This window comes from Undibacterium sp. Di26W (genome assembly GCF_049340265.1).
Lineage (GTDB): Bacteria > Pseudomonadota > Gammaproteobacteria > Burkholderiales > Burkholderiaceae_D > Undibacterium.
On sequence record NZ_JBMPOR010000026.1, the window covers coordinates 14,574 to 38,998 of the forward strand.

General features: G+C 52.2%; 24 protein-coding genes. 7 read left to right on the forward strand and 17 right to left on the reverse strand.

What is annotated here, in order from left to right; translation table 11 throughout:
* The first annotated feature begins 35 nt into the window (after positions 1–35).
* Positions 36–956, forward strand: coding sequence for an FAD:protein FMN transferase (locus tag ACO0LM_RS23955; RefSeq protein WP_423040654.1), 921 nt, complete (start codon positions 36–38; stop codon positions 954–956).
* 47 nt (positions 957–1,003) lie between these two features.
* The gene (locus ACO0LM_RS23960) at positions 1,004–2,257 is read left to right on the forward strand and encodes a DUF4214 domain-containing protein (RefSeq protein WP_423040656.1); all 1,254 of its coding nucleotides are present in this window, start codon (positions 1,004–1,006) and stop codon (positions 2,255–2,257) included.
* Positions 2,258–2,359: 102 nt separating this feature from the next.
* Here ACO0LM_RS23960 and ACO0LM_RS23965 read toward each other — a convergent pair whose 3' ends face one another.
* From ACO0LM_RS23965 to ACO0LM_RS23980, 4 genes are all read right to left on the reverse strand, one after another.
* Positions 2,360–4,189, reverse strand: a complete 1,830-nt coding sequence (locus ACO0LM_RS23965) for an AMP-dependent synthetase/ligase (protein WP_423040658.1) — start codon at positions 4,187–4,189, stop codon at positions 2,360–2,362.
* A 166-nt stretch (positions 4,190–4,355) separates the two neighbouring features.
* On the reverse strand, positions 4,356–4,607 hold the full coding sequence (locus tag ACO0LM_RS23970; protein WP_423040660.1) for a hypothetical protein: 252 nt from the start codon (positions 4,605–4,607) through the stop codon (positions 4,356–4,358).
* Positions 4,608–4,708: 101 nt separating this feature from the next.
* Positions 4,709–5,569: a hypothetical protein gene (locus ACO0LM_RS23975; protein WP_423040662.1), complete on the reverse strand. Its 861-nt coding sequence runs from the start codon at positions 5,567–5,569 to the stop codon at positions 4,709–4,711.
* A 124-nt stretch (positions 5,570–5,693) separates the two neighbouring features.
* Positions 5,694–6,068 carry a DUF7674 family protein gene (locus ACO0LM_RS23980; protein ID WP_423040664.1) on the reverse strand — a complete coding sequence of 125 codons (375 nt, stop codon included), beginning with the start codon at positions 6,066–6,068 and terminating at the stop codon, positions 5,694–5,696.
* 117 nt (positions 6,069–6,185) lie between these two features.
* On the opposite strand from ACO0LM_RS23980, the gene ACO0LM_RS23985 reads away from it, so the two are divergent.
* Positions 6,186–6,827: a LysE family translocator gene (locus ACO0LM_RS23985; protein ID WP_423040666.1), complete on the forward strand. Its 642-nt coding sequence runs from the start codon at positions 6,186–6,188 to the stop codon at positions 6,825–6,827.
* A gap of 105 nt (positions 6,828–6,932) precedes the next feature.
* On the opposite strand, the gene ACO0LM_RS23990 is transcribed toward ACO0LM_RS23985, so the two are convergent.
* Entirely contained in the window at positions 6,933–7,391 is a 459-nt protein-coding gene (locus ACO0LM_RS23990; RefSeq protein ID WP_110254407.1) for an Lrp/AsnC ligand binding domain-containing protein, read from the reverse strand.
* 165 nt (positions 7,392–7,556) lie between these two features.
* Between ACO0LM_RS23990 and putA the strand changes: the two genes are divergently transcribed.
* Complete coding sequence (gene putA / locus ACO0LM_RS23995; protein ID WP_423040668.1) at positions 7,557–11,201, forward strand: trifunctional transcriptional regulator/proline dehydrogenase/L-glutamate gamma-semialdehyde dehydrogenase; 3,645 nt, start codon at positions 7,557–7,559, stop codon at positions 11,199–11,201.
* Between the two features lie 96 nt (positions 11,202–11,297).
* On the opposite strand, the gene ACO0LM_RS24000 is transcribed toward putA, so the two are convergent.
* The 3 genes from ACO0LM_RS24000 to ACO0LM_RS24010 form a co-directional block, all read right to left on the reverse strand.
* Complete coding sequence (locus ACO0LM_RS24000; protein ID WP_423040670.1) at positions 11,298–12,143, reverse strand: hypothetical protein; 846 nt, start codon at positions 12,141–12,143, stop codon at positions 11,298–11,300.
* A gap of 27 nt (positions 12,144–12,170) precedes the next feature.
* A complete protein-coding gene (locus tag ACO0LM_RS24005) occupies positions 12,171–12,602 on the reverse strand; it encodes a hypothetical protein (protein ID WP_423040672.1) in 432 nt (143 codons plus the stop codon).
* Positions 12,603–12,714: 112 nt separating this feature from the next.
* Entirely contained in the window at positions 12,715–13,224 is a 510-nt protein-coding gene (locus tag ACO0LM_RS24010; protein WP_423040674.1) for a DUF2059 domain-containing protein, read from the reverse strand.
* 449 nt (positions 13,225–13,673) lie between these two features.
* On the opposite strand from ACO0LM_RS24010, the gene ACO0LM_RS24015 reads away from it, so the two are divergent.
* Positions 13,674–13,946, forward strand: a complete 273-nt coding sequence (locus tag ACO0LM_RS24015; protein WP_423040676.1) for a hypothetical protein — start codon at positions 13,674–13,676, stop codon at positions 13,944–13,946.
* A 301-nt stretch (positions 13,947–14,247) separates the two neighbouring features.
* On the opposite strand, the gene ACO0LM_RS24020 is transcribed toward ACO0LM_RS24015, so the two are convergent.
* From ACO0LM_RS24020 to glpK, 5 genes are all read right to left on the reverse strand, one after another.
* Positions 14,248–15,372, reverse strand: a complete 1,125-nt coding sequence (locus ACO0LM_RS24020) for a hypothetical protein (RefSeq protein ID WP_423040678.1) — start codon at positions 15,370–15,372, stop codon at positions 14,248–14,250.
* Positions 15,373–15,381: 9 nt separating this feature from the next.
* Entirely contained in the window at positions 15,382–16,596 is a 1,215-nt protein-coding gene (locus tag ACO0LM_RS24025; protein WP_423040680.1) for a DUF3419 family protein, read from the reverse strand.
* Positions 16,597–16,742: 146 nt separating this feature from the next.
* Positions 16,743–17,153 carry a hypothetical protein gene (locus ACO0LM_RS24030; RefSeq protein ID WP_423040682.1) on the reverse strand — a complete coding sequence of 137 codons (411 nt, stop codon included), beginning with the start codon at positions 17,151–17,153 and terminating at the stop codon, positions 16,743–16,745.
* A 38-nt stretch (positions 17,154–17,191) separates the two neighbouring features.
* The gene (locus tag ACO0LM_RS24035; RefSeq protein ID WP_423040684.1) at positions 17,192–17,725 is read right to left on the reverse strand and encodes an SRPBCC family protein; all 534 of its coding nucleotides are present in this window, start codon (positions 17,723–17,725) and stop codon (positions 17,192–17,194) included.
* A gap of 135 nt (positions 17,726–17,860) precedes the next feature.
* On the reverse strand, positions 17,861–19,330 hold the full coding sequence (gene glpK, locus ACO0LM_RS24040; protein ID WP_423040686.1) for a glycerol kinase GlpK: 1,470 nt from the start codon (positions 19,328–19,330) through the stop codon (positions 17,861–17,863).
* Positions 19,331–19,569: 239 nt separating this feature from the next.
* Here glpK and ACO0LM_RS24045 point away from each other — a divergent pair, with 239 nt between their 5' ends.
* Positions 19,570–19,836 (forward strand): hypothetical protein, encoded by a 267-nt coding sequence (locus ACO0LM_RS24045; RefSeq protein WP_423040689.1) that lies wholly within the window; start codon positions 19,570–19,572, stop codon positions 19,834–19,836.
* Positions 19,837–19,880: 44 nt separating this feature from the next.
* On the opposite strand, the gene ACO0LM_RS24050 is transcribed toward ACO0LM_RS24045, so the two are convergent.
* The 4 genes from ACO0LM_RS24050 to ACO0LM_RS24065 form a co-directional block, all read right to left on the reverse strand.
* Positions 19,881–20,369, reverse strand: a complete 489-nt coding sequence (locus ACO0LM_RS24050) for an FKBP-type peptidyl-prolyl cis-trans isomerase (protein ID WP_423040691.1) — start codon at positions 20,367–20,369, stop codon at positions 19,881–19,883.
* Between the two features lie 42 nt (positions 20,370–20,411).
* Positions 20,412–20,693, reverse strand: coding sequence for a hypothetical protein (locus ACO0LM_RS24055; protein WP_423040693.1), 282 nt, complete (start codon positions 20,691–20,693; stop codon positions 20,412–20,414).
* Positions 20,693–21,421: a substrate-binding periplasmic protein gene (locus tag ACO0LM_RS24060; protein WP_422989119.1), complete on the reverse strand. Its 729-nt coding sequence runs from the start codon at positions 21,419–21,421 to the stop codon at positions 20,693–20,695. The genes ACO0LM_RS24055 and ACO0LM_RS24060 overlap by 1 nt, the downstream gene beginning before the upstream one ends.
* Before the next feature lie 326 nt (positions 21,422–21,747).
* Positions 21,748–22,632, reverse strand: coding sequence for a LysR family transcriptional regulator (locus ACO0LM_RS24065; RefSeq protein WP_423040695.1), 885 nt, complete (start codon positions 22,630–22,632; stop codon positions 21,748–21,750).
* Between the two features lie 113 nt (positions 22,633–22,745).
* Here ACO0LM_RS24065 and ACO0LM_RS24070 point away from each other — a divergent pair, with 113 nt between their 5' ends.
* Positions 22,746–24,242: a CoA-acylating methylmalonate-semialdehyde dehydrogenase gene (locus ACO0LM_RS24070; protein WP_423040697.1), complete on the forward strand. Its 1,497-nt coding sequence runs from the start codon at positions 22,746–22,748 to the stop codon at positions 24,240–24,242.
* Positions 24,243–24,425: the final 183 nt, after the last annotated feature.

Consider the following 24,425-nt stretch of genomic DNA (forward strand, 5'->3'; position numbering starts at 1 on the left):
TTTCTCTCCGCGAACTGGCGTTGATGTGAGCAAACATGCAGATTTACCGTATTCCTTTTCAAGCCATGGCCTGTGCCTGCGAAGTGGTCGTCGCGGCGGAGGAAGAACAGGCCATGTTTGCCATCGCGCAGGAGGCGATTGCTGAAGTCAAAAGGATAGAAAGTACCTATTCGCGTTACCGGGCTGACAGCATCGTATCCAGAATCAATGCACAAGCCGGTGGCGAGGCCGTGCAGTGTGATGCAGAAACTTGTTCCCTGCTCGATTATGCCCAGGCCCTGCATGCCGCCAGCGATGGCCTGTTTGATATTACCGCCGGCATCTTGCGGCGCGCATGGGATTTCAAACGAGCACAAGTACCGGCAGCAGCAGACCTGGAAGCGCTGTGCGCATTAATAGGTTGGGATAAAGTGGAACGCGGAGCAGACCATATACGTCTGCCACAAGCAGGTATGGAGATAGATTTTGGCGGCTTTGGCAAGGAATACGCTGCCGACCGCGCCGCGGCACTGTTGCTGGAACGCGGTGCCACCCATGGCTATGTCAACCTGGGTGGAGATATTCGCGTACTTGGCCCCAAGCCGGATGGACAAGCCTGGATCATGGGCATACAAGACCCCAGGCAGCAGGAAAAAATCGTCGCCAGTATTCCGGTACCGGAAGGTGCACTGGCCACCAGTGGCGATTATGAAAGATATATCGAAGTGGCTGGTCAGCGTTATTGCCATATCCTCAATCCACGTACCGGCATGCCGGTACAGTACTGGCGCAGCATCAGTGTACGCGCACCGCTGGCTTCACTGGCGGGCAGTTGCACCACCATCGCCATGCTGAAAGAAGCGCAGGGCCTGGCTTACCTGAGGGCAGCAGGCGTAGCTTACCTGGCGATAGACCAGCAGGGTGAAATGCATATGCATGCGCCACCGCGTGGAATGGATGCAGTACCTGCCGGATAGTGGCAATGGCAAAACAATGAATTGAATGATTTACTGGAGAACACATTATGGCAACTATATCCGGCACCGACGGCAATGATACCTGGACCGTCGTCAACCCCGACACATTCACACTGGATGGGAAAGGGGGCACAGATACCCTGAACCTGGGCACATCGCTGCGTTCCAGCTATCTGATCACCAAGGCAGCGGATGGTTCCGTACATGTGGACAGCATCTCCAGTGCCAGCGGTGCCTTGCATGCCACCCTGCTGAATATGGAAATACTGGTATTCAACAATGGCCAGGACGTGCTGAACCTGCTCAGTTATTTTGGCGATACGACACCACCAACGGTCATTAGCTTCAGTCCGGCAACACTGGCCACCAGCGTCGCCACCGGCAGCGACATCGTACTGACATTCAGCGAACCGGTCGCCGCTGGTACCGGTGTTATCAATTTGCAGAGTGCAGACGGTACTACCGTTGCCAGCTATGACATCAGCAAAAGCAGCAATGTCACCGTATCTGGTAGCACGGTCACCATCAACCCCACCAATGACCTGAGTAACAGCACCACGTATAAACTGTCGATACCATCGGGCGCCATCAAGGACGTCGCCGGCAATAATTTCGTTGGTACCAGCAGTTATTCCTTCACCACGGTCGCCAAAACCGGTGGCATAGTCGGTACCGCAGGCAATGACAATCTGACTGGCACCGCCGGCAATGATGTGTTTACTGGCCTGGCTGGCAACGATGTTATTAGTGGTGGCGCGGGCCTGGACACCGCGATCTATGCGGGCAAACGCGCCGACTTTACCATTAGCGCTTCAGGTTCAAATTTTACCGTGCAGGATAAAACCGGGGCAGAAGGCACGGATACCGTGAACCAGGTTGAACGCCTGCAGTTTGCCGATATGACGGTGGCATTGGATATCAACAGCACGGCAGGGATCGCTTATCGCATCTACCAGGCGGCATTCAACCGCACACCGGACCTGGCTGGGCTGGGTTACTGGATAGGCCAGATGGACAAGGGCCAGACCTTGGGGGATGTCGCCAAAAGCTTTGTCGCCTCGGATGAGTTTCACAAGCTGTATGGTGCCAGCCCGACCAATACGCAGGTGATTACCGCCTATTATCAAAACGTCTTGCACCGTGCACCCGACCAGGCTGGCATGGACTACTGGCTGGGACAACTGGCAAGTGGCAAAGATACCCAGGCAACCGCACTGGCCGGTTTTAGCGAAAGCACGGAAAACCAGGCGCAGGTGATTGCCAAAATCCAGAATGGCATCGACTTCATACCGTTTGGTTAAGTGACTTGGCTTATAAGAAAAGCACATGCTGATGATGTCAGCATGTGCATAAGTCGGGATTGATCAACACGCATTGTCAACGCTTAAGATCAGCGCTTATGATCAACGCTTATATACCGCCTTCATATCCTCTTCAAAATACGCCAGCAGGTTATTCCGCTTGAGTTTCAGGGTAGGCGTGATCAGGGTATTTTCGACGGTCCATGGTTCCAGGGTCAATATCGCGGCGCGGGGTTGTGCATAGTAAGGGAAAGTGCTGGTCAGCCCATGTAGGCGTTTCACCACGGCGGCCACGGCCTCTGCTGATTTCAGGCTGGCCTTGTCATCCGGATTCAGGCCTAGTGAACGCGCCAGTTCCAACCAGTAAGCCCGGCTTAACACCACGGCACAGGCGATGAAGGGTGCGTTTTCGCCGAAGGCATAGGCCTGTTCAAATACGGCGTCATTGGTGATGGCCAGTTCCAGGTCAACGGGGGCAATTTTTTCGCCGGTCGAGGTGACGATGATCTCTTTCACCCGTCCCAGGATACGTACACGCCCCGCCACAATCGAAGCCTGGTCACCAGTGCGCAACCAGCCATCGATAAAGGTCTTGGCAGTGTCTTCTGCACGCTTCCAGTAACCGCGCATGACGTTCGGGCCGCGTACCTGCAATTCTGAATTTTCGCCGATGCGGACTTCAACCCCGTCCACGGCACGGCCTACGGTGGCAGGGTCATTATCATCCGGTGCATTGAAGGCAACCACGGGTGCCGTCTCTGTCATGCCATAACCCTGGACGATAGGAATACCCAGGCCAAGAAAACATTGGGAAATCGCCTGCGACAAGGCAGCGCCACCACTGACAGCCACCCGCAAGCGGCCACCAAACTGGTTTTTCAATTTGCTGGCAATCAGCGGCTCCAATACCAGCCAGCGCAGGCTGTCGATGAATGCGGTCAGACCGTCCCCCTTCAGCAAACCCTGGCTGCGGCTGAAACGACGCCAGCCGGTGGCGATGGCAAGATTGAACAGGCTTGCCTGGAGTGTTGATGCAAACAGCCTGGTCTGGATCACGCCATACACACGTTCATAAATGCGCGGCACGGAAATCAAAATGGTGGGGCGCACTTCCAGCAAATCTTGCGGCAATTGCTTGACCGAACGCGAAAACGCCACGCAGGCACCGGCGGCAATCGGCAGGTAATAACCAGCGGTGCGCTCAAAGGTATGCGACAGCGGCAGGAAGGACAGGAATACATCCGTAATCACCGGCGACACCCGTGACACCACCGCCTTCACGTTCGACATCACATTGGTATGCGTGAGCATGACACCTTTGGGCTTACCGGTGGTACCCGAGGTATACACCAGCGCCGCCAGATCATCTGCCTGCGGCCCTTTTACATTCACCTGCAAATGCGCCGCGCTGGATAGCCATTCTTCGATGTGCATCACCGGGCAATTGGCGGGCAAGGCCGCAGCATCCAGTGTTTTTTGCAAAACCACGACCTGGCGCAAGGCCGACAGTTCGAGGCCGGCACCGGCGATTTCTTTCCATTGCTGGTCAGTCGCCGCAATTAAAAACGAGGCATCGCTGTCACACAGGATGTAGGCAATACTGGCTGGATTATCCAGCGCATGCATGGGCACCGGTACAAAACCGCAAGCCTGGGTAGCCTGGTCCATGCACACCGCATGCAAGCCATTCGGCAGCAGGATGGCGATACGCGAGCCATGTTCCAGCGCCAGCGGTGACAGGGCTTTGACAAAGCCAGCAACCCGTTCTTGCGTCTGTTGCCAGGAATACGATATCCACTGCCCGGCCACATCATCAAACTGACGATAGGCTTCGGCATCGGGGGTTTGTGCTACCCGCCAGGCAAATAATTCTGCCAGGGTTTGCACTGTGGATAAGTCAGGAGGTATTGCTGTTTGCGCAGAGGTAGACATGAAATGCTGGAAAAATGAGATCAATAGCCGGTCTCCGCACTTCACGCTCTTGCCTTGCGGGAAGAAAAATCACAGGATTTTTGGATTTACCAGAAAATACCGGCTGAAAGCATCATTATGCAACAAATTAAAGCGCGGCTTATTGCGTGAAGACAAATTGACTACATCATGCACCTGCTATGAACTTCAGGAATGCGGCAATGCCTATCAATGCGGCCCAGAACAAGACCCGTATCGCCTGCTCACGCGCCAGGCTAAACACCGGTTTGCGCAGCGCATGGGCATGGTTTTCCATTTCACGTACATCAGCAAACGCCGAACATCCACAGGCATGACATTGCCGTAGCAGTTTGCTGTTTTCTGCGGCACAGGCATGGCATACCCAGTCGTAGGTGATGGTTAGTTTTTTACTCGTCATTGCAGTATTTTCATTAGCTACAACTTCAATACTACTACTGAACCGTAGGGTGCACCATGTGCACCGTCTGCTTTATATTTGAACGATACCAGGCAAAAAATTTAATTCACCATTCCTGCCAGGCACAGCATCGCCACCGTAGCATCATCCGCCTTCTTGACTGTCATGCCACCAGACTTGCCCGCTTCGTGTTCACGCAATTCCTGCATCAGTGCTAGTAGCCCACGTGTCGCACAGGCTTGCATCAGGCCTGCTGTGTCGTACAGGTAGTAGCTGTCTACCAGGCGATAAAAACCATCTGTCATGATCAGCACGCGGTCCGATTGAGCAAGCTTGATGCGATGTTCACGGGCAGCGAAACGCCCTTGTGGATAAAGGCAGAGTACGGATGGCTGTGGGTGCATGTTTTGCGATACGCGGCGTTCTCTTAACATGGGTAAGAGCCTGGCCCAGCGGGCCTGTTCATCCAGACCTTCTTGCTGCAATGTGTGTATCGCGGATTTGAGTAGGCCTTCTTGTGGATTGTCGTAGGGATCTAGATCGCTCACTTTTGCGTGGGCATCCAGCAGAAAGCTTTTGCAGTCACCGAGGGCATAGATATTGGCGTCTTCACCATTGGCATCAACCCGCAGCCAGGTCAGCGCTGCAATCGGCCAGGCATAACAGGGCATGGCGGCGACTTGCAGCGGGGCGCTGTGCTGTTCACGCAAGACTTGCAAGGCAAGCTGCATGCTGTCGGCTTGGCTGAGTACCGATGTGGCGACTTGTTTCAATGCGGCGGCAAATTGCTGGACAAACCAGGCCGGGTCACCGAGGTCGATATCCAGGTAATGGTGGTCCGACACCGAACTGGCGCCGTCAAACACCAGCATATCCAACGTGCCGTCCTGATGGCGGAAGCTGGTCACCAGGTCTTCGTTTTTGTTCGTACTGGCTGCAGTGGACAGGGAATCGATGAGCATGGGTGCCGGTTTTTTTATGATGATGCGTGGAGAGTGATTACAGAATATAGCATTGGCATATTGCAGGGAAATTTCGTTTTTCCAAAAGCGGTGCGCGGGGCACACCCTACGCGACGTTGTGAGCTCAGTGAATTTCACCCCACATGGCGGCATATAATTGTTTAAGATTTGCAGGCAGCCAAGGCCATGCTTTTTTCTTTTGCTGTGGTGTCAGCCCAAAAAACAATTCTTCGACATAATAGACATCGATATATTCTCTGGTTTTTTCGTCAGCTGTTTTTAATAATTCAGACATGAAAAGCAGATGAGATTGCGCGACTTCCTTATCGCCATGACGCATTGCTTCTGTGGTCACCCTGGCGAATTCTCCCACCATTTCAGTCGCACAAAAAGCGATACTGCGTTGCGCTCTTGCGCAGCGAATCATATGCAAGGCCACATCGGGAAATGTCCGCATAATGTTCAGCAATAATCGTCTTACACTGGGGTCAATTTGCATGGATGATGTGGATGGACTGAATAAAGAATTTTTTTGTATCAACTGAAATTTCGGGCAGGTTCAATCCCCATTATAATCAATCCCTTGTCTGCACTATTTCAACTCAGGAGCTTCGCCATGTTTGGCACACAAGATCTCGCCCAATTCATTATCGCCGGAATATTACTGAATATTGCCCCTGGTCCCGATTCATTATTGATCATGACGCGCAGCGCAACACAGGGCTGGCGTGCCGGGTCGGCGGCTGCACTGGGTGTAGGTGCGGGTACGCTGGTGCATATCATGGCAGCGGCGCTGGGTTTATCAGCCTTGCTGGCAACGTCTGCCACAGCGTTTACCGTCGTCAAGCTGGCGGGTGCGGCTTATCTTTTGTATGTGGGCGTGTCGCTATTGCTGAGCAAGGCAAAAGCGAACGCCAGCAATGACTCAGCGCCAGCCTTGCCTGCGCTGAGTCATGGAAAAATTTTTGCCCAGGGCTTTTTGACGAATGTACTGAACCCCAAGGTAGCGATCTTCTTTTTGGCGTTTGTGCCACAGTTTATCGCCGCTGATGCCAGCAACAAGCCACTGGCCCTGATCGTGCTCGGTTGCATCTTCAATTTCAACGGCATGCTGTGGTGCCATTTGCTGGCGGTGTCGACTGCATTTGCCAGACAGCGGGTAAGTATCAACCAGGCGGTTACGCTGTGGCTGAATCGTTTTATCGGCGTGATGTTTATTTCGTTTGGGATCAAGCTGGCGCTGGCCAACAAGCATTGACAGGAATTAACGGGACTTACGCAAAACCGCACTGGCTCACACTGAGCTTTAAGCCAGTGCGAGGTCGTGCGCTACTGTCTTCACATAAAAAGCGATGATTCGCTTTTATTTGATCGGCAGGCAGCTGGTATTTTTGACTTCTTCCATTACTGCATAGGTGTGTGTTTCACGCACGCCATTCAATTGCAGCAGGGATTTGCCAAGGAAATCACGGTAGGCATTCATGTCCTTGACCCGCGCCTTGACGAGGTAATCAAAACCACCGGCCACCATATGGCATTCAAGCACTTCGGGGATGGCTTGCACGCCACGCCGGAAGGCATCGAAGACATCAGGTGTGGTGCGGTCAAGCACTACCTCAATAAACACCAGCAAGGCCACATCCAGTAGATGGGGATTGAGCTGGGCTGTATATCCTAGTATGTAGCCGGACTCTTGCAACTTACGCACGCGCTCCAGGCAGGCAGCAGGGGACAGGTTGACCCTTGTTGCCAGTTCTACATTACTGATACGGCCGTCGTTTTGCAATTCGGCCAGAATTCTTTTACTGATTTTGTCGAGCATAAGAAGTCAGAAATTGTTTCAATGGTGATTAATAATATTCGGCATAATTTTCTCACAAAATAGAAAATTTCGATATATGTTCTGATTTCCAGAATTAATCCTCGAAGAGCATCTATACAATGAAATCTAATTTGTTTTGATTATTTCTCTAGGATTGCAACTATCGTGCCAACCAACCACCTCCCATTTTCTGCCTTGCAGGCTGAACTCCTGAGCCCTGCTACGCCCTTGAGAACAGCCATTACACAAGCATACCGCCGATCAGAGACAGAGGCTGTGCAATGGTTGCTGGGACAGGTTGAACCGCATGAGGACCAGCAAAAGACTGTTGCGGAACTGGCACACCGCCTGGTCACCAATGTCCGCCAGCAACGTACCCGTGCCTCTGGTGTCGATGCCTTGATGCATGAATTTTCTTTGTCATCTGAAGAAGGCGTGGCGCTGATGTGCCTGGCCGAAGCCTTGTTGCGCATCCCCGATCACCAGACGGCTGACCGCCTGATCGCCGACAAGATCAGCAAGGGTGACTGGCGCAAGCATCTGGGCGAATCACCATCGCTGTTTGTGAATGCCGCCACCTGGGGCTTGCTGGTGACTGGCAAACTGGTCAGCACGAATAGTGAGCACGGCCTGGGTTCTGCCCTGACACGCCTGATCGCCAAGGGCGGCGAACCGCTGATACGCAAGGGCGTTGACTTGGCCATGCGGATGCTGGGCAACCAGTTTGTCACTGGCCAAACCATAGAAGAAGCCCTGAAAAACAGCCAGGACAATGAAAAACGCGGCTATCGCTATTCTTACGACATGCTGGGTGAAGCTGCGTTAACGGCCAAAGATGCAGCCTTTTATTACCAGGCGTATGAAACCGCCATCCATGCCATAGGCAAGGCATCCAACGGGCGTGGCATAAAAAATGGCCCGGGCATTTCAGTCAAATTGTCAGCCCTGCACCCACGCTATTCACGCGCCCAGCGTGAGCGCACGATGACGGAATTGCTGCCGCTGCTGAAAAAATTGCTGCTGTTGGCCAAGCAATACAATATCGGCCTGAATATCGATGCAGAAGAAACCGACCGGCTGGAATTATCGCTGGACCTGATGGAAGCACTGGCCTTCGACGCCGACCTCAAGGGCTTTGAAGGCATAGGTTTCGTGGTGCAAGGCTATCAAAAACGCTGCCCGTTTGTGATCGATTACCTGGTGGACCTGGCCCGCCGCAGTGGCAGCAAGTTCATGGTAAGGCTGGTCAAGGGGGCGTATTGGGATGCTGAAATCAAGCGTTCCCAGGTGGATGGCATGAGCGGCTTCCCGGTGTATACCCGCAAGGTGTACACCGACCTGTCTTACCTGGCCTGTGCACAAAAGCTGCTGGCAGCTACCAATGTGATTTATCCACAGTTTGCCACCCACAATGCGCTGAGCTTATCCACCATTTATACCTGGGCGCAAAAAGCCGGTATCACCGACTATGAATTCCAGTGCTTGCATGGCATGGGAGAAACTTTATATGACCAGGTGGTAGGCAAAGACAAGCTGGACAAACCCTGCCGTATTTATGCACCAGTGGGGTCACATCAGACGTTGCTGGCTTATTTGGTGCGTCGCTTGCTGGAAAATGGTGCAAATTCATCCTTCGTGAATCAGATCGTTGATGAAAATGTTTCCATAGAGTCCATGCTGGCTGACCCCATCGCCGTCTCACGTGAACTGGGTGGGTTGCCGCATCCTGGCATTGCCTTACCCAGGGATTTATTTGGCAAGGAAAGAAAAAATTCTGCCGGACTGGATTTTTCCAATGAACTGGAACTGCAACGCATCAGCGCCCACTTTGCTGACAGCAGCCAGCAAGCCTTGATTGCCAGCCCCATCCTGCATGGCCAGGTATCGGCCAGCCAGGCCCGGCCTGTGAATAACCCTGCCAAGCAGCTTGATATCGTCGGCCATGTCATCGAAGCCGATGCCCAGGATGTGGAAACTGCCCTGCATGCAGCCGAAGAATATGCGATGGACTGGCAAACCACACCACCGGTAGAACGTGCCGCTGTTTTGAAAAATGCGGCAGACTTACTAGAAACACAAACCCTGGATTTCATGGCCCTGGCCATACGCGAAGCCGGTAAATCCTTGCCAAATGCCTTGGCGGAAGTGCGCGAAGCGGTGGATTTCTTGCGCTATTACGCAGCCCAGGTAGAAAGCCTGCCAAATACCCAGGCACTGGGCCCGGTAGTCTGCATCAGCCCCTGGAATTTCCCGCTGGCCATCTTCATGGGTGAAGTCAGTGCTGCACTGGCAGCGGGTAATGTGGTGCTGGCCAAACCGGCAGAACAGACACCGCTGATTGCCTATCGCGCCATACAACTACTGCATGAAGCGGGTGTGCCGCGTGGCGCCGTGCAATTTTTGCCGGGTACCGGCGAAGTCGTTGGTGCCCAGCTGGTGGCGGACCGCCGCGTCAAGGGTGTAATTTTTACCGGCTCTACCGAAGTGGCGCAGATCATCAACCGCACCCTGGCAAAACGTGCCGTGACGGAAGGCATAGACATCCCCCTGATCGCCGAAACCGGCGGCCAGAATGCCATGATCGTCGACAGCAGCGCCCTGCCGGAACAAGTCGTCAATGACGTCTTGTCATCCGCCTTTGACAGTGCCGGCCAGCGTTGTTCGGCCCTGCGCATACTGTGCCTGCAAGAAGACATTGCCGACAAAACCATAGAAATGCTGCACGGTGCCATGCAAGAATTGCGCATAGGCCAGCCAGACCGCCTGGCCATCGATATCGGCCCGGTGATTGATGCCGAAGCACAAAACAATCTGCTCAGCCATATCAATACCCTGCGCGGCAAAGCCAAATCTTTCTATACGCTGGACTTGGCCAGCAACTGCCGCGATGGCACCTTCGTAGCACCGACGGTATTCGAAATTGCCAACCTGGCAGACCTGAAAAAAGAAGTGTTTGGCCCGGTACTACATATCTTGCGCTATCAGCGTGATGACTTGCCACAATTGATAGAGCAGATCAATGGCACTGGTTTTGGCCTGACCCTGGGTATACATTCACGCATCGACGAAACCATCAATTTCATCACTGATCGCGCCCATGTCGGCAATATCTATGTGAACCGGAATATCGTCGGAGCGGTAGTAGGTGTCCAGCCCTTTGGTGGCGAAGGTAAATCCGGCACCGGCCCTAAAGCCGGCGGCCCGCTGTACCTGAAACGCCTGCAACGCACACCTGTGGTTGGCCTGGGCGGTCACACTGTCTATGAACGGCAGTCACCACCGGCACTGGAAGCCTTGCTGGTATGGGCCAAAACCCATGGTCACCAGCGCATAGCTGAATTGGGCGAACATTATGCGCACACCAGCCCTTACAAACTGACCCAGGTCTTGCCCGGCCCTACGGGTGAACGCAATACCCTGTCCTTCGCCCCACGTGGCCGTATTTTCTGTGCCGCCAACAGCATCAATTGCCTGATCAACCAGCTGGCCGCCACACTGGCCACCGGCAATACCCCAGTCTTGCCAGCACAGACCCTTGCCATGCTGCCCGGCGGCCTGCCACTGGACGTCAGCAAACTCATCGTCGCTGCCGAAGCCGACCAGTGCGGTGCCCAGCTGGCACTGGTGGAAGGTGCCTTGCTGGCCCATTACAAACTGTTGTTTGCTGCTCAGGGCGAAGCCATCGTCTCTGTCGTTGAAACCCAGGACCATGTGGAAATCCCGCTATGGCGCCTGGTCGCTGAACGGGCGCTGTGCGTGAATACTACGGCAGCGGGTGGGAATGCGAGTTTGATGACTTTGGAGGGTTGAGTTAATTTGGTTTTTGAAATTTGAGCCTGGTACTAAAAAGCCCTGTGAAAATATTTCACAGGGCTTTTTCAATTTGAGGAATGCTCTGATACTTTTTTACTGCATATCCTTGGCTGGAAAGGATGCAGTTAATTTTTCGATAGAAACAATTAAATCAAAGCCTTCTGCAGTAGTTGCAGTCGACGCTGTGACTGGCCCAGGTCCACAGGGAGCGTCCGGCTTACGACAGGCCCAAATTTCACCACCTCGTAAAAAAGAGAAACTGATTGCATAAACAGGTACACGTTGCTGTAGCAAATATGCCATTGAACTTACAGCTGGATTCCAATCCTGTTGTTTAAACTTCCCAATATGTCCATTTCCCGCCAGCACGATATGCGTATGCCCGGGGTATTGTTTAAGCCTATCGTAAATATTGGTGGCCATGATGGAATCGCGCCTCGCCTGTGCCCTTAGTTCATTTTTGGTCAAGGGAACAAGGTCATCTGAGCTTCTTGAGTCATAGGCAGAAAGAAGTACTTCTTTACCTTCATTGCGCAATCTTCTGACCAAATCTATGAGCTTAAACATTGCCACACTGGTGCGGCCATCTTGCATTTTATCCTGCCAGAAAGAGGCTGAAAGCAAGGCCTTTTTATCTTCAGCTTCTCCTCTTGAAAGCGTGTATTTGATGATGTCTGCTTGCAAATCCATCGGCAGTTCCAGACCAAGTACAACGGGCTTACCTGTTAGGGCAATTTGACAAACCAGCCCCTCGACAAATGCCGGGATTTCGTTTGATCCATGAAGCTCGCCTATGGCAATAACCTCTGCCTTAATCGCTGACAGGGACATCTGCGTATTTGGTGTACACGGTAAATCACTTGCCAATGCTGGATTACATGCGGCGATAAACAAGAAAGTGATAGCACGAAAGAATATGCTTAACCTGAGTGTATTCATGCTTGAGTTAAATTGCATTAAACTGAATTAACGCTGCACGCATGTCTCAGTACCAAAATTGCCGCCCTTGAATTCAGGCTCATAGTAGTACTTGCTGAATGTCCATTTGCCCGTCTTGTTTTTCTTGAAGGTGGCGATGCCGGTACCAAAATCTTTGGTGGTCGGGTCGACCAGGGCGAAGTGCATGGCCATTTGCTGCTTGTCTGCTGCTGCATGGCCCAGATAGGTGCCGTATTCTGGCACCTCAAGTTTGAAGCTGTAGGCACCATACTTGTTGAAGCTTTGGGCAGGAACCAGATCCAGGGTGACGGTGCCGGTGTAATCGCCTTCGTGGCTGTCATTACCCTTGCAGTCGTACACGCCGCTGAAATTGTTGCCGCTAAAAGCTGGCTTGGTGGCGGCAACTGCGGTAGTTGCAGATAAAGCGAGCAGGCAAATCAGAGTTATATTTATTTTCATGACTTGCCTGTTGATATCTTCCCGCTTTTCCACAGGCCTGATGCTGTTTTGATTAATTCAGGCCTGCTTATATTTACCTATAAGTTGTTTATTGCGTATTACTTATCACGCATCACTTGGTTTTTTTTGCCTTGGCAAGTTCTTCTTGCATCTCTTTACCTGCTTGCATCATTTTTTCCATCATGGGTGTCATCAATTTTTGCATGGATGCCATGGATTGCTGCATCATCGCGGGCATTTTGCTGACATAGGACTTGCCGGCTGGCGATTTGTAGAAGGCAGTGATGCCGTCGACATCTTCCTGGCTTAGGGATTTGCTATAAATTTCGATGAAGATAGGCTCCAGCTTGTCCCAGCTCATTTCCTGTTTGCGAATGGCAATGACTTTTTCCCTGAATTTATCCAGGGCTTTTTGATGTTCTTCACTGAGCGGCTTGTCTTTGGTGACTTTTTGCATCATGCCTTTCATCAAGCCATCGACCTGCGCTTCAACTGCACTCAGCATTTGCTGGGTATTCGTCGCTATCAGCAATTCTTTCACTGAGGCCTCAGTCGGCGTCTCGGCATGGGCAGATCCAAAGACCAGCAAGCTTGTAAGCAGTAATTTCGACCAGAGTTTCATGAAAATCTCCTTGTGATTGAACGAGTTACGAATTCTACGGCAGTTCTGGCAATTTGTTTTTTTGATTTTTTTTGCCTGTGGATACCCCTAAATAGAATAACTTTATATATACATGGTAGTGATTGTTAACGCAGGTACTTGTCTGTGGATAAGTCGGTAAACATCCACAGAATCAAAAGTTTAAGCAAATGATAAGGTGGTGAGAAAAGTCTGTATATCCACAGGACAACATCTGAACAGTAAAACTTGCAGTGAATAATTTATGACTTACTCACAATGCATACAGTGAATATCGACTGAGTTATCCACAAAGTTTTTTTGTTTTTTGTGGTTTTTCCGCTGAATTTTTGCAAAAAGACTGGGAATACGGGTGGGCTGATAGAAGTTTTTGACTTTGGGCAAGTCAATTTGCAGGCAGAGATGTTTTTTGAACAGTAAAAATCGTCTGCATGTCTTTAAAACTGGTCGCTTTAGCAAATGCTGATGCGCTGGCAGATGATTTTTTTATGTATGTAGCAAGACAAAAAGTTTTTTTTGGGGAAAGCTGTAGGAAAAAATCTGCTAATGCCTGTTTTTTAAGCAGGGCCAGTTCAAATGATGAACAGACATTGTTGACGAAGGTTTTGGGGTTTCAGAAAAGACTTATTTTTTTATTGAAAAAGGTATGTGGTTTTTTGAAAAAGAACAAAATTCCTTTTCGGGGTTCAAGGCAGTTCAATTAGATAACTTAAGTTATATATACATAGTAGTAGTAGTTAACGGCGCGATTTTTTGTGGATAAGTCTGTATTTGCCCACAGAATCAAAAGCTTAGTGCATGTATAGATGTTCTTATAAGTCTTGTATGAAAGAAGAACAGTTTTGGGATAAAAATCAGCGTTGGATAAGTAATGGTGGTTTTGCACAGTTCATCCTGGGGATATGCATAGACTTGTCCACAGGCCTTTTATCGTTTTATTGCTGGTTTTGGCGGGGTTTTGCTGTTTTTTTACATGTAGCAGCTCTTTTTGATATTGCCAAGTTGCTACAAATGATCGGCGCGTTTCAGGATAGCTGGCGCGCAGTTTTGCAGAATGCTGGCAAACAAGCGGGTGGATTGGTGGCTAAGCGTGTGCAGGTGCTGGCTGTAGACCGCCGTATATTCCAGATGGGGATGACCGCCACGTGCACGTTTGAACTGGCTGGCACCGGAGCTGTAGTGCAGTTTTAGTTGTTTTTCTTTGGCTTTATGTAATAGTAAGGCCATCAGGCGACGGTATAAACCCAGTTCTTGAGGCAGGCTGGTGTCATAGCCGATGAGAGGGGTGGTGATACAGCCACTTTCGGGATGCGAATATAAGCCTATGACGCCGACCAGCCTGCCTTGCCAGCGCAGGGCCAGCAGTTCAAGAAAGCGCGTTTCCAGGCAGAGTTCAAAAAATGCCGGGCTGAAATCCGGGTTCAGGCAAGAATGCTTGTCGATAAACAATTGTCTGAATAACTGGCGCAAAGTGGGTAGATCCTGGATCTGTATAGCTTCATGCGGCAGGATTTCTACCTGCTTATTGGCTAGCAGGCGGGCATCCTGTTTGACGTGATTATGCTTCCACACGGTTTTTTCTTGCGGATCACACAGATAGACCATGCGCGAAGGCAGCATTTGCCAGCCGTTGTGGATAAGTTGCTGTGCCAGCGCCGGATGCAGGGCCGGACAGATATTGCGCATCATCAGCGGTCGTTGCGGATATTTTTGCAGCAGGCCGTCGGTCGCCTGTTGCACGGCAGATGCCGACCATTCTGGATACAGGTTGGTGGATATCAGGTGATTACTGCAGATGGCAGCCTGATCCAGTTTGCTGGCATTCAGCAATGCAGACATGGGGCCGAAAACGGCGCAGGAAAGCAGTTGACCAAGCGCGGCCAGGCCGGGGCTTAACTGACGCAGCATTTCCTGGCGGGCATAGCGTAACCAGGTAGAACGTGGGCTGGCGACATAACTGTCTTGCCAGTGACTGTGCTCCAGCAGGCTGACTGGCTGGCTGTGACCGGCAATCTCGATCGCATCAATGGCGCAATCAGTGTTGCTGACCCAGTGCTGGCCACCGCGCGAACGGGCCGTCAGCAGCCACAGGGCATCAGCCACCACATGCGGTGGTAGGGATGTGTTCAAGTCTGAAAATCAGCGTTTGGTGTACAGATGCATGCCACCATAGATGGCAGAACGGTCTGTCAGGTACAACTGGCGATTGTGTTGCGGGTCGGTGTGCCAGGCAGCCAGGATATCTGCCGGCAATTGCACTTCCAGTGGGGATTCGCTGCCACCGGTACGGAACACCACTTTGGCACCAGGCGCTGCCGTGCGGGTGACTTCTTGCCACAGTTCGGTCAGTTGTTGCTGATCCATCCAGTCTTGTGCATCAAGGAACAGATAGGCGTCCATGGATGCACGTGGCTGGCCGAGCAGGAAATCGGTCAGGGTCGTGTGATGCGCATGCAGTCGGTCTATATTCTGGCGCAGGCTGCTGAAATGCTGTTGCTGCAAATACAGCGGCAAGGCAGTTTGTTGCCTGGTGTTATAGCGACGGGCGAAAGCTTGCTGGGCGAAACAGTTGTGGTCCAGCGGGAAATCACAGGCCAGGTGGCGCATTCTTTCCTTGAACAAGACATGCAGGCCTTGTTTGGCATCTTTTTTAAGGGCTTCGAACTGGGATGGTGGAATACCCAGGCTGTACAGGGCCAGCGGCTGGCTGGCAATCAGGCGGAACAAACGGGTTTCAAATACGGGTGCCACGTATTTTTCAAACAGTTGAGTCTGTTCCTGCAGGTTGCGGGCTTGCATGAGCTGGCTCATGTCGCCACCCATCAGGCGTACAAAGAAATGGGCAAAACCGATGAAGTTGCCCAGCAAGCCATGTTGATAGGCTTCGCTGGCAAAATAATGGTAACGCGCCTTGCCGGACAAGGAACGGCTTTCCCAGAAATTGCTGGCATCGTCAGACAGGTGATTGCGGATATGTCGTTTATAGCGTTTCAGGTTATCGGCCTGGTTGGCATTGCCAAGATAAGCCAGTACCGCCTGGTAGTCGGGCAAATGCTTGATGGCCATTTGCTTCATGTTGAGCATGGCCAGGTGGGCGGCATTCAGGTCCACCGCATGCACGGCAGCCGGTTCGGCCGACAGATAGGCGAGGGCATTGCAACCGCCAGAAGAGATGGTCAGGATATTCGCGCCTGGCTTGAGTTGCAGCGCATCAAGGTCAGATTGTGGATCTTCCCAGATCTGGGCATACACCAGGCGGCTGAACCAGTGGGCGAATAGCTTGTCTGCCAGCCCTTTGCGGCCAGAGGTGGTGGAATTGAAAACGGCGCTGTCGATCAGGGCTTTGGTGGACATGCTGGTCTCCACTTATGGTTTAGATAAGGGAGACTGTAGGATGTGCAGGTGACAGGCTGGTGACAGGGAGATGAATATTCTGTGAAAAACAATTATCCATATGCGGATTTACGCAAAACCGCCCCAGCTGCATTGCAGCTCCTTGCCTAGGAGCCGCGTTCTGTGGATAAGCGGCGACGGCGGGCTTTGATGAACATCAGTAACTGGTAAGCAAAATACAAGGAAGCCAGCACCGGCATGGAGGCGACCAGTATCCACAGGCCTCCGGCCAGCGGCACTGGCCCGGACCAGACCAGGATGGGAACATCGGGCTTATTACTTTTTTCTACGGCTTTCTGCTTGGGTGCATCGATTTGTACACCGCTATTTTGCTTGGGCAAATCTTCCGGGGCGACCACAAATACGGCTTGCATGCCCTTGCCCGGTTGCGCTGGCTGGACGGAAGGGGCAAGAGGAGCAGGAGGGGCAACTTTGCCAGCTTCAGCAGCAAAAACGGATAGTCCTGGCAATGCGGTCAGTAGTGGCAAGGCCAGGATCAGGGCAAACTTGAGTTTCATTGATGCAATCGGGTTAAGGGGATTCTTTACAGCCTGAGCTAGCTAGTCTTTTCAGCCAGTTTTTTTAAGTTAAGCAGACCAGCTTCAAAGTCCGGACCCACCATTTTATCCATAAACGGGGCGAATAGCTTCATCATCAGGTTTCCTTCGCTGCTGCCATGCATATCCCAGGTGACTTTGGTACCGCCAGCCTGTACTTCCAACACCAACGCACCGACAGAGGGCTTGCCCATGCCTTCAAAGTGCAATTCGTATTCCAGCTTCTGGTCCGCCTGTACCTGGTTGAACTTCATGCCGCCATTGCCCTGGCTTTTGCTTTTCCAGTCCCAGGCGGCACCGGGGCCTGATTCTGGTCCGGAATACTGCATTTCCATGGAAGGGTCACGCTGATTCCATACGGACCAGTTTTTCCATGCCTTGGGTGCAGCGATCAGGGGGAAGATCTTGGCCGGTGCAGCCTGGATGACGATACTGCGGCTGACGCGGTATTCATTCGGTAGCGAATAGGCAATACCCAGCAGGACGACGATCAGGGTGACGAGTATCCCGGCTATCCATTTGATGATTTTCATTTTCTGCTCCTGTAAAGGGGGAAGGTAAAAATGCCCACGACCGTGATCAATGCAAATTCAGTAGCTTATCAACGGCTTATTAATAACTAATTAATAGCGAATTAATAGTTTACCCACAGCTTATCCACAAACTTATTAACGTACCCGGCCTACCGCGATTTCCCATTCTTGCATGAGGCTGGCTGCCTGGTCCCTGCTCATGGTGGGAAAAAACTGTCTGTCCATTTGCCATAATGCGGCACATTCATCGGTATTTTGATAAATTCCCGTCCCCAGCCCGGCCAGGTAAGCGGCACCAAGGGCCGTGGTTTCTGTCACTTTGGGGCGTATCACGGGTATGCCCAGCAAATTCGCCTGAAATTGTAACAAGAGATTATTCGCTGCGGCACCGCCATCCACCCTTAATTCGCTGATGGGGAAAACGGCATCCCTGGTCATGGCTTGTAACAGTGCGGTGCTTTGGAAGGCTATCGATTCCAGCGCGGCGCGGGCGATATGGCCGACCGTACTGCCACGGCTGAGGCCAAGTATCGCACCCTTGGCCGATGGTACCCAGTAAGGTGCGCCCAGACCAGTGAAAGAGGGTACAAACACCACGCCACCAGAATCCGGCACGCTGGCGGCCAGGTCTTCTACATCGGTTGAATGTTGTATGGCTTTCAAACCATCCCGCAGCCATTGGACCACGGCACCGCCGATAAATACGCTGCCTTCAAGGGCGTACTGGCGCTGCGGGCCGGTCTGGCAGGCGGCGGTACTGATCAGGCCGTTTTGCGATACCGGGCACTTGTCGCCCGTGTGCATGAGCATGAAACAACCAGTGCCATAGGTATTTTTTGCCATGCCCGGGGTAAAACAGGCCTGGCCGAACAAGGCTGCCTGCTGGTCACCTGCAATGCCAGCGATGGGAATGCTGTCGCCCAGCAGACTGGTTTCACCAAAGCGATGGCTGGAAGGCAGGACTTGTGGTAGCACAGATGGCGGGATATCAAACCATGCTAGCAGATCCTGATCCCATTCACCGCGATGGATGTTGTACAGCATGGTGCGTGAAGCATTGCTGACATCGGTGACATGCAGTTTGCCGGCGCTGAGTTGCCAGGCCAGCCAGCTATCGACGGTACCAAAGGCCAGTTCGCCGGCATCGGCACGACGTCTGGCATCGGGAATCTGGTCCAGCAGCCATTTCAGCTTGGTGGCAGAAAAATAGGGGTCGAGTATCAGGCCGGTCTTGGCTTGTATCAGTTCAGCCTTGCCCTGTTGCCGCAGTTGTTCACAATAGGATTCGGTGCGCCGGTCTTGCCAGACGATGGCATTGGCCAGGGGCTGGCCGGTTTTTCTGTCCCACAGTATGGTGGTTTCGCGCTGGTTGGTAATGCCCAGGGCTGCAATGTCCCTGGCTTGCAGACCGGCATTTTGCAAGACCTGCTGGCAGGTGGCGAACTGGGTTTGCCAGATTTCTGTGGCGTCATGTTCGACCCAGCCCGGCTGTGGGAAAATCTGGCGGAATTCCTGCTGGGCAGAGGCGATTAACTGACCGCGTTCATTGAAAATGATACTGCGTGAACTCGAAGTACCCTGGTCTAAAGCGAGCAGATAAGTCATGGAAAATCCTGATTTGTCCTGGTGGCTACGGTAAACAATGCCGTGTGTGATGCCTTATGTGATTTTTATACCCTGCTTCAGCGTAGGAGTGCTGACATCTGCTTACAAATTCTTTACTTTGTGTTGCAGGCAAATATATTGGTATTTGTTATAGTTGAATTATTAATTAAAAGTCGGTATTTGTCGCTTTTGTGTATTTCAGGAAAGGTCAGGTTGTGCCCGGACTCCTCAATTTTTCTTTGTCTTTACTTATTTTGATCCTGATCGCTTTTGGCACCATGCGCAAGAGCCGTCGCCTGATCATGCTGGCGTTTTTTTGCATGGTGATGATCACTTTGCTGGGCTGGTACCAGTACATTTTCCCCACCGGGCTGAGTTTCCTGTTCATAGCGGGCACCTTTGCCACGGTACTGATCATCTGCAGCTTTTTCTATGCCGTGTATTCGAATGAAACGGTGTGGTTTGATATTCAAGATAAATTCCAGGACAAAGTCCAGGATAAATAAGGCACCCCAACCCAGTGCTGCCTGGGTTTTGGCCTTGGTCTGATTTATTTCACGTCCAGCAATTCCACATCAAAAACCAGTTGTGCGTTTGGCGGTATCAGACCGTTGCCTGCCCCTTTGGCACCATAGGCCAGTTCTGCTGGAATGATCAGTGTGCGTTTGCCTCCGACTTTCATGCCGGCGACCCCTTGATCCCAACCTTTAATCACACGGCCAGTGCCAAGGATGAAAGTCAGTGGTCCACGGTCTTTTGAACTGTCGAACAGCCTGCCGCGTTCCTGCTTGGCGAAGGGGTCATGCAGCCAGCCGGTGTAATGTACGGCCACGCTGCGGCCCGCTGTGGCTTCCAGTCCCTTGCCGACTACCAGGTCGATCTTTTGTACGCTGGGCCCTTGCTCAGGTGCTGGCGCAATGGGTGTACTTGGCTCGGTGGCCGGACTCTGGGCCGGCGTTTCTGCTACCAGGTTTGCATGCACGGGTAATGCCTGCAACAGGCTGCTTGCCAACAGGCTGATGAACAGTAGTGACTTCATTCTTTTATCCTTATGGTTGGTGGAAGTTGTTGGAATACGGCTTTAGCCATTTTTGTCTTTGGATGCCTGTAACTTCTTTTCAAAAGCAATATCGAGCTTGCTGGCTTTTTTGGGAGCCTGCTTGTGCACATTATTTACGTAGGCCACAAATTCATCCATTTCCATGGGTTCGCCCAGTATTTGCGGGGCGGCATCTTCATCCTCGATGTTTGCCAGGGTCAGGTAAAAGCGGCCGTCGGCCATGCTGACCATGGAATAGGGCGCATTGTTGCTGCGTTCGCGCAGGCGGTTGACGGCATAGCTGGCTTTAGTCGAGCGCGCCATTATTTCATCCCGTACTTGTGCATGATCTTTTCCATGGTGCCGTCGTTATCCAGGTCTTTATTGAGTTTGTTGTACAACTCTATACGTTGTTTGTCCATACGGCTATTGCAGAGCATGTTCAGTTCCATGGTTTTGTATTTGACGGCCCGCACAATATCATTTCCAAAGCCTTGCTGCTGGGCCAGGACCATGCCGTGGGATTCTGACACGATCCAGTAATTGAGCCGGTTGTTGATCAGCAGGCGCGGATTGTCTTCATCCTGGTTGGAAAACTCTATCTTATAACCCTGCTCACTCAGTTGCATGCCGGTGGCGGCATTTTTGTAGGACCCGATGGAATAGGGTTTGGCATCTTCCAGGGTTTTTAATACCCGGGTGTCGGTTTTGCGCGCATACAAGACCCAGGTGTCATTGGTCAGCGGACCTACCCATTTATACAGGTTTTCGCGTTCGGGAGTGCGGCGGAAGCCGAACAGGCAGGTGTTGTCATCATTCAGGGTGGAATTCAGGCCACGGGCCAGCGAGGTACTGCTGATAGTGGAGGTATCGCCGGCACGTTTCAGGATTTCCTGTATTTTTTCAGTCAATATGCCGAGGATTTCACCGGTTTTGGAATCGGTGTGGGTGAAGGGGGCATATTCCTGTATCAGCAGTTTGATGCTTTCTGCCCGGCTCACCAGCGGGGTAAGCATCAGGCAAAATACGAAGCAAGGTACGAACAATTTCACGACGGGTGTCCCAGTATATTTTTTTAGTGTTGGAAATATACCGCTGAATTTCCCGGTTTGGCAGCTATTTTCGTTTGCTGACATGTTCTATAACTCCTTAGAACGTGTTTCCGATCTTACTGCGCGAGCGCAATCGGAGTCCACGCGGGGCTCATGCGCTACTCAAAATGCTCATGGTCTTAAGACCATTCCGCTTTTTGCGCTGCGTTTTTGTTACCCTTACCCCGCTGATGCACGTACGTTTCGCTCGTTACAGATCGTAAACACGTTCTTACATCTACAGGTCTTGGTAATTTGGCTTAAGCCCCGTTTATCTGGACAAGTCATTATTTCCAGATACTTTCCAATAAAGCAAAGCTGGCGGCAATCATGGCTTCGTGCTGGCGTTTTTCCTGACAGATGAAACTGAGTTCGGTGGGTACACTGACTGCATCAGCAATAACCAGGCCATGGGCATGGGCTTCGCGTATGGCGATGGAATCCCGTATCAGGCTGAGGCCGACCCCGGATTTGACCAGGTCCAGCATGGATGGCTCCTGGTCGACCAGGGCGACGATGTTGGCGCTGACACCGTGCTCGTTAAAAATCTTGCTGAGCAGGCGGTGATGCGCCGATTCTGGCGGCGTCCATAGCCACGGCAGGCGGGCAAGACTGGCCCAGCCCTGACCCGCTACCCGGTTTTTCCAGCCGTTCGGTGCCACCACGCGGTAGTTGAATGTAGTCAGCGCCAGGTTGTGGCAGGGGGTTTTGCCATCGTCTGGTGGTTGCCCCAGATAAAAGCCGACGTCCAGCGTGCCGGCACGGATTTGTTGCAGTACCGTACCCGACATGCCTTGTTGTAACTTTGTGGATAACTGTGGATAAGTCTCGACCAGACGCTTCAAAAATACCCCCAGCCGGGTGAATTCCGGATCGAGTATGGTGCCTATTGCCAGCTCGCCAGAAATGATGCTGTGCAAGGCGTAGGCGGCCTGGCGAAACTCGCCCATGCCGGCCAGTACTTTTTCTGCATACGGCAATAGTTTTGCACCATCATTGCTCAGGCGCATGCCGCTGGCGCTACGTGTGAATAACTGCAGTTGCAGGTATTCCTGCAAGGCCTTGATCTGCAGGCTGACGGCTGGTTGCGTGACATGCAATTGTTCCGCCGCCCGGGTCAGATTGCCTTCTCTGGCCACGGCGACAAAAGCACGGAGTTGTGTCAAGTCCATTATTAGCAATCCTTATATTGCAGTTGATAATAACTCATTGGATTTACCATGAGGAGTGAATTAATCTCATCGTCACGCACTGGCAATCATCAATTCATCTCTAAGGTTTACTTATGACATCCACACTCTCGCATTATATGAATGGGCAAGCCATTGCTTCCAGCAGCGGTCGCCAGCAGGATGTGTTCAATCCTGCCACCGGCGAGGTCAGCGCCCGTGTTGCCCTGGCCAGCCTGGATGAAGTGCATGCCGTCGTCGCTGCGGCCAAGGCCGCCGCACCTGCTTGGGCAGAGACTGCACCGCTACGGCGTGCCCGTGTGATGTTCAAGTTCAAGGAATTGCTGGACCAGCATCACCAGGAAATGGCCACCCTGATCACGCGTGAACATGGCAAGGTCTTGTCGGATGCCATGGGCGAAGTCACACGCGGCATAGAAATCGTCGAATTTGCCTGTGGCATGCCACAACTGCTGAAATCACAATTTTCTGACAATATCGGCGGCGGTATAGACAATTACAACCTGCGTCAGCCGCTGGGGGTGACGGCTGGCATCACGCCTTTCAATTTCCCTTTCATGGTGCCGATGTGGATGGCCCCGCTGGCGATAGCGACCGGGAATAGCTTTATCTTGAAACCGTCTGAACGTGATCCTTCCTGTTCTTTGCTGATTGCCGACTTGCTCAAAAAAGCCGGTTTGCCAGATGGGGTGTTTAATGTATTGCAGGGCGATAAAGTGGCTGTTGATGGTTTGTTGCACCACCCCGATGTATCCGCTATTTCTTTCGTTGGATCAACACCGATTGCCGAATACATTTATAGCGAAGGTACTCGCCTGGGCAAGCGCGTGCAGGCTTTGGGCGGTGCAAAAAATCACCTGGTGGTGATGCCCGACGCCAATCTGGAACAAGCCGTCGATGCCCTGATGGGTGCTGCCTATGGTTCAGCCGGTGAACGCTGCATGGCGATTTCGGTGGCGGTCGCGGTCGGCAATGTCGCCGACAAACTGGTGCAGGCTTTGGTGCCACGGGTGCAGGCCCTGAAGATCAAAAACGGCATGGAAGCGGATGCTGAAATGGGCCCGGTGGTGACGGCGCAACACAAGGAAAAAATCGAATCCTATATTGCAGAAGGCATTGCCGAAGGTGCGCAATTGCTGGTTGATGGCCGGGGCTTGAAAGTGGCTGAGCATGAAGGCGGTTTCTTCCTTGGTGGCTGTTTGTTTGACCATGTCAAAGAGGGCATGAAAATCCATCGTGAAGAAATTTTTGGCCCGGTATTGTGCATAGTCCGGGTACCTGATTTTGCATCTGCGGTTGAACTGATCAACCGCCATGAATTTGGCAATGGCGTCGCGCTCTTCACTTCAGACGGCAATACCGCACGCGAATTTTCGCGCCGCATCCAGGTCGGCATGGTGGGCATCAATGTACCCATTCCTGTGCCCATGGCCTGGCATTCTTTCGGCGGCTGGAAGCGTTCCTTGTTTGGCGATGTGCATGCATATGGCGAAGAGGGAATACGGTTTTATACGCGTTATAAATCGATCATGCAGAGGTGGCCGGATAGTATAGGAAAAGGGGCGGAGTTTACGATGCCGGTGGCGAAGTAGCGGTATGCCTTGCTCCTTCTCCTTCAAGGAGAAGGCGGGGATGAGGATGGGGTTCTGTCGATATGCAGCGATCTTATTTTCGTCATTCTTGCGACTGCTGTAGTCTAGGATCGTAGGTTGGGCTGCGCTTCATCAGCCCAACACTGGGCTTTTCAAGTACCTATTCGTTATTTTGTGCTGAAG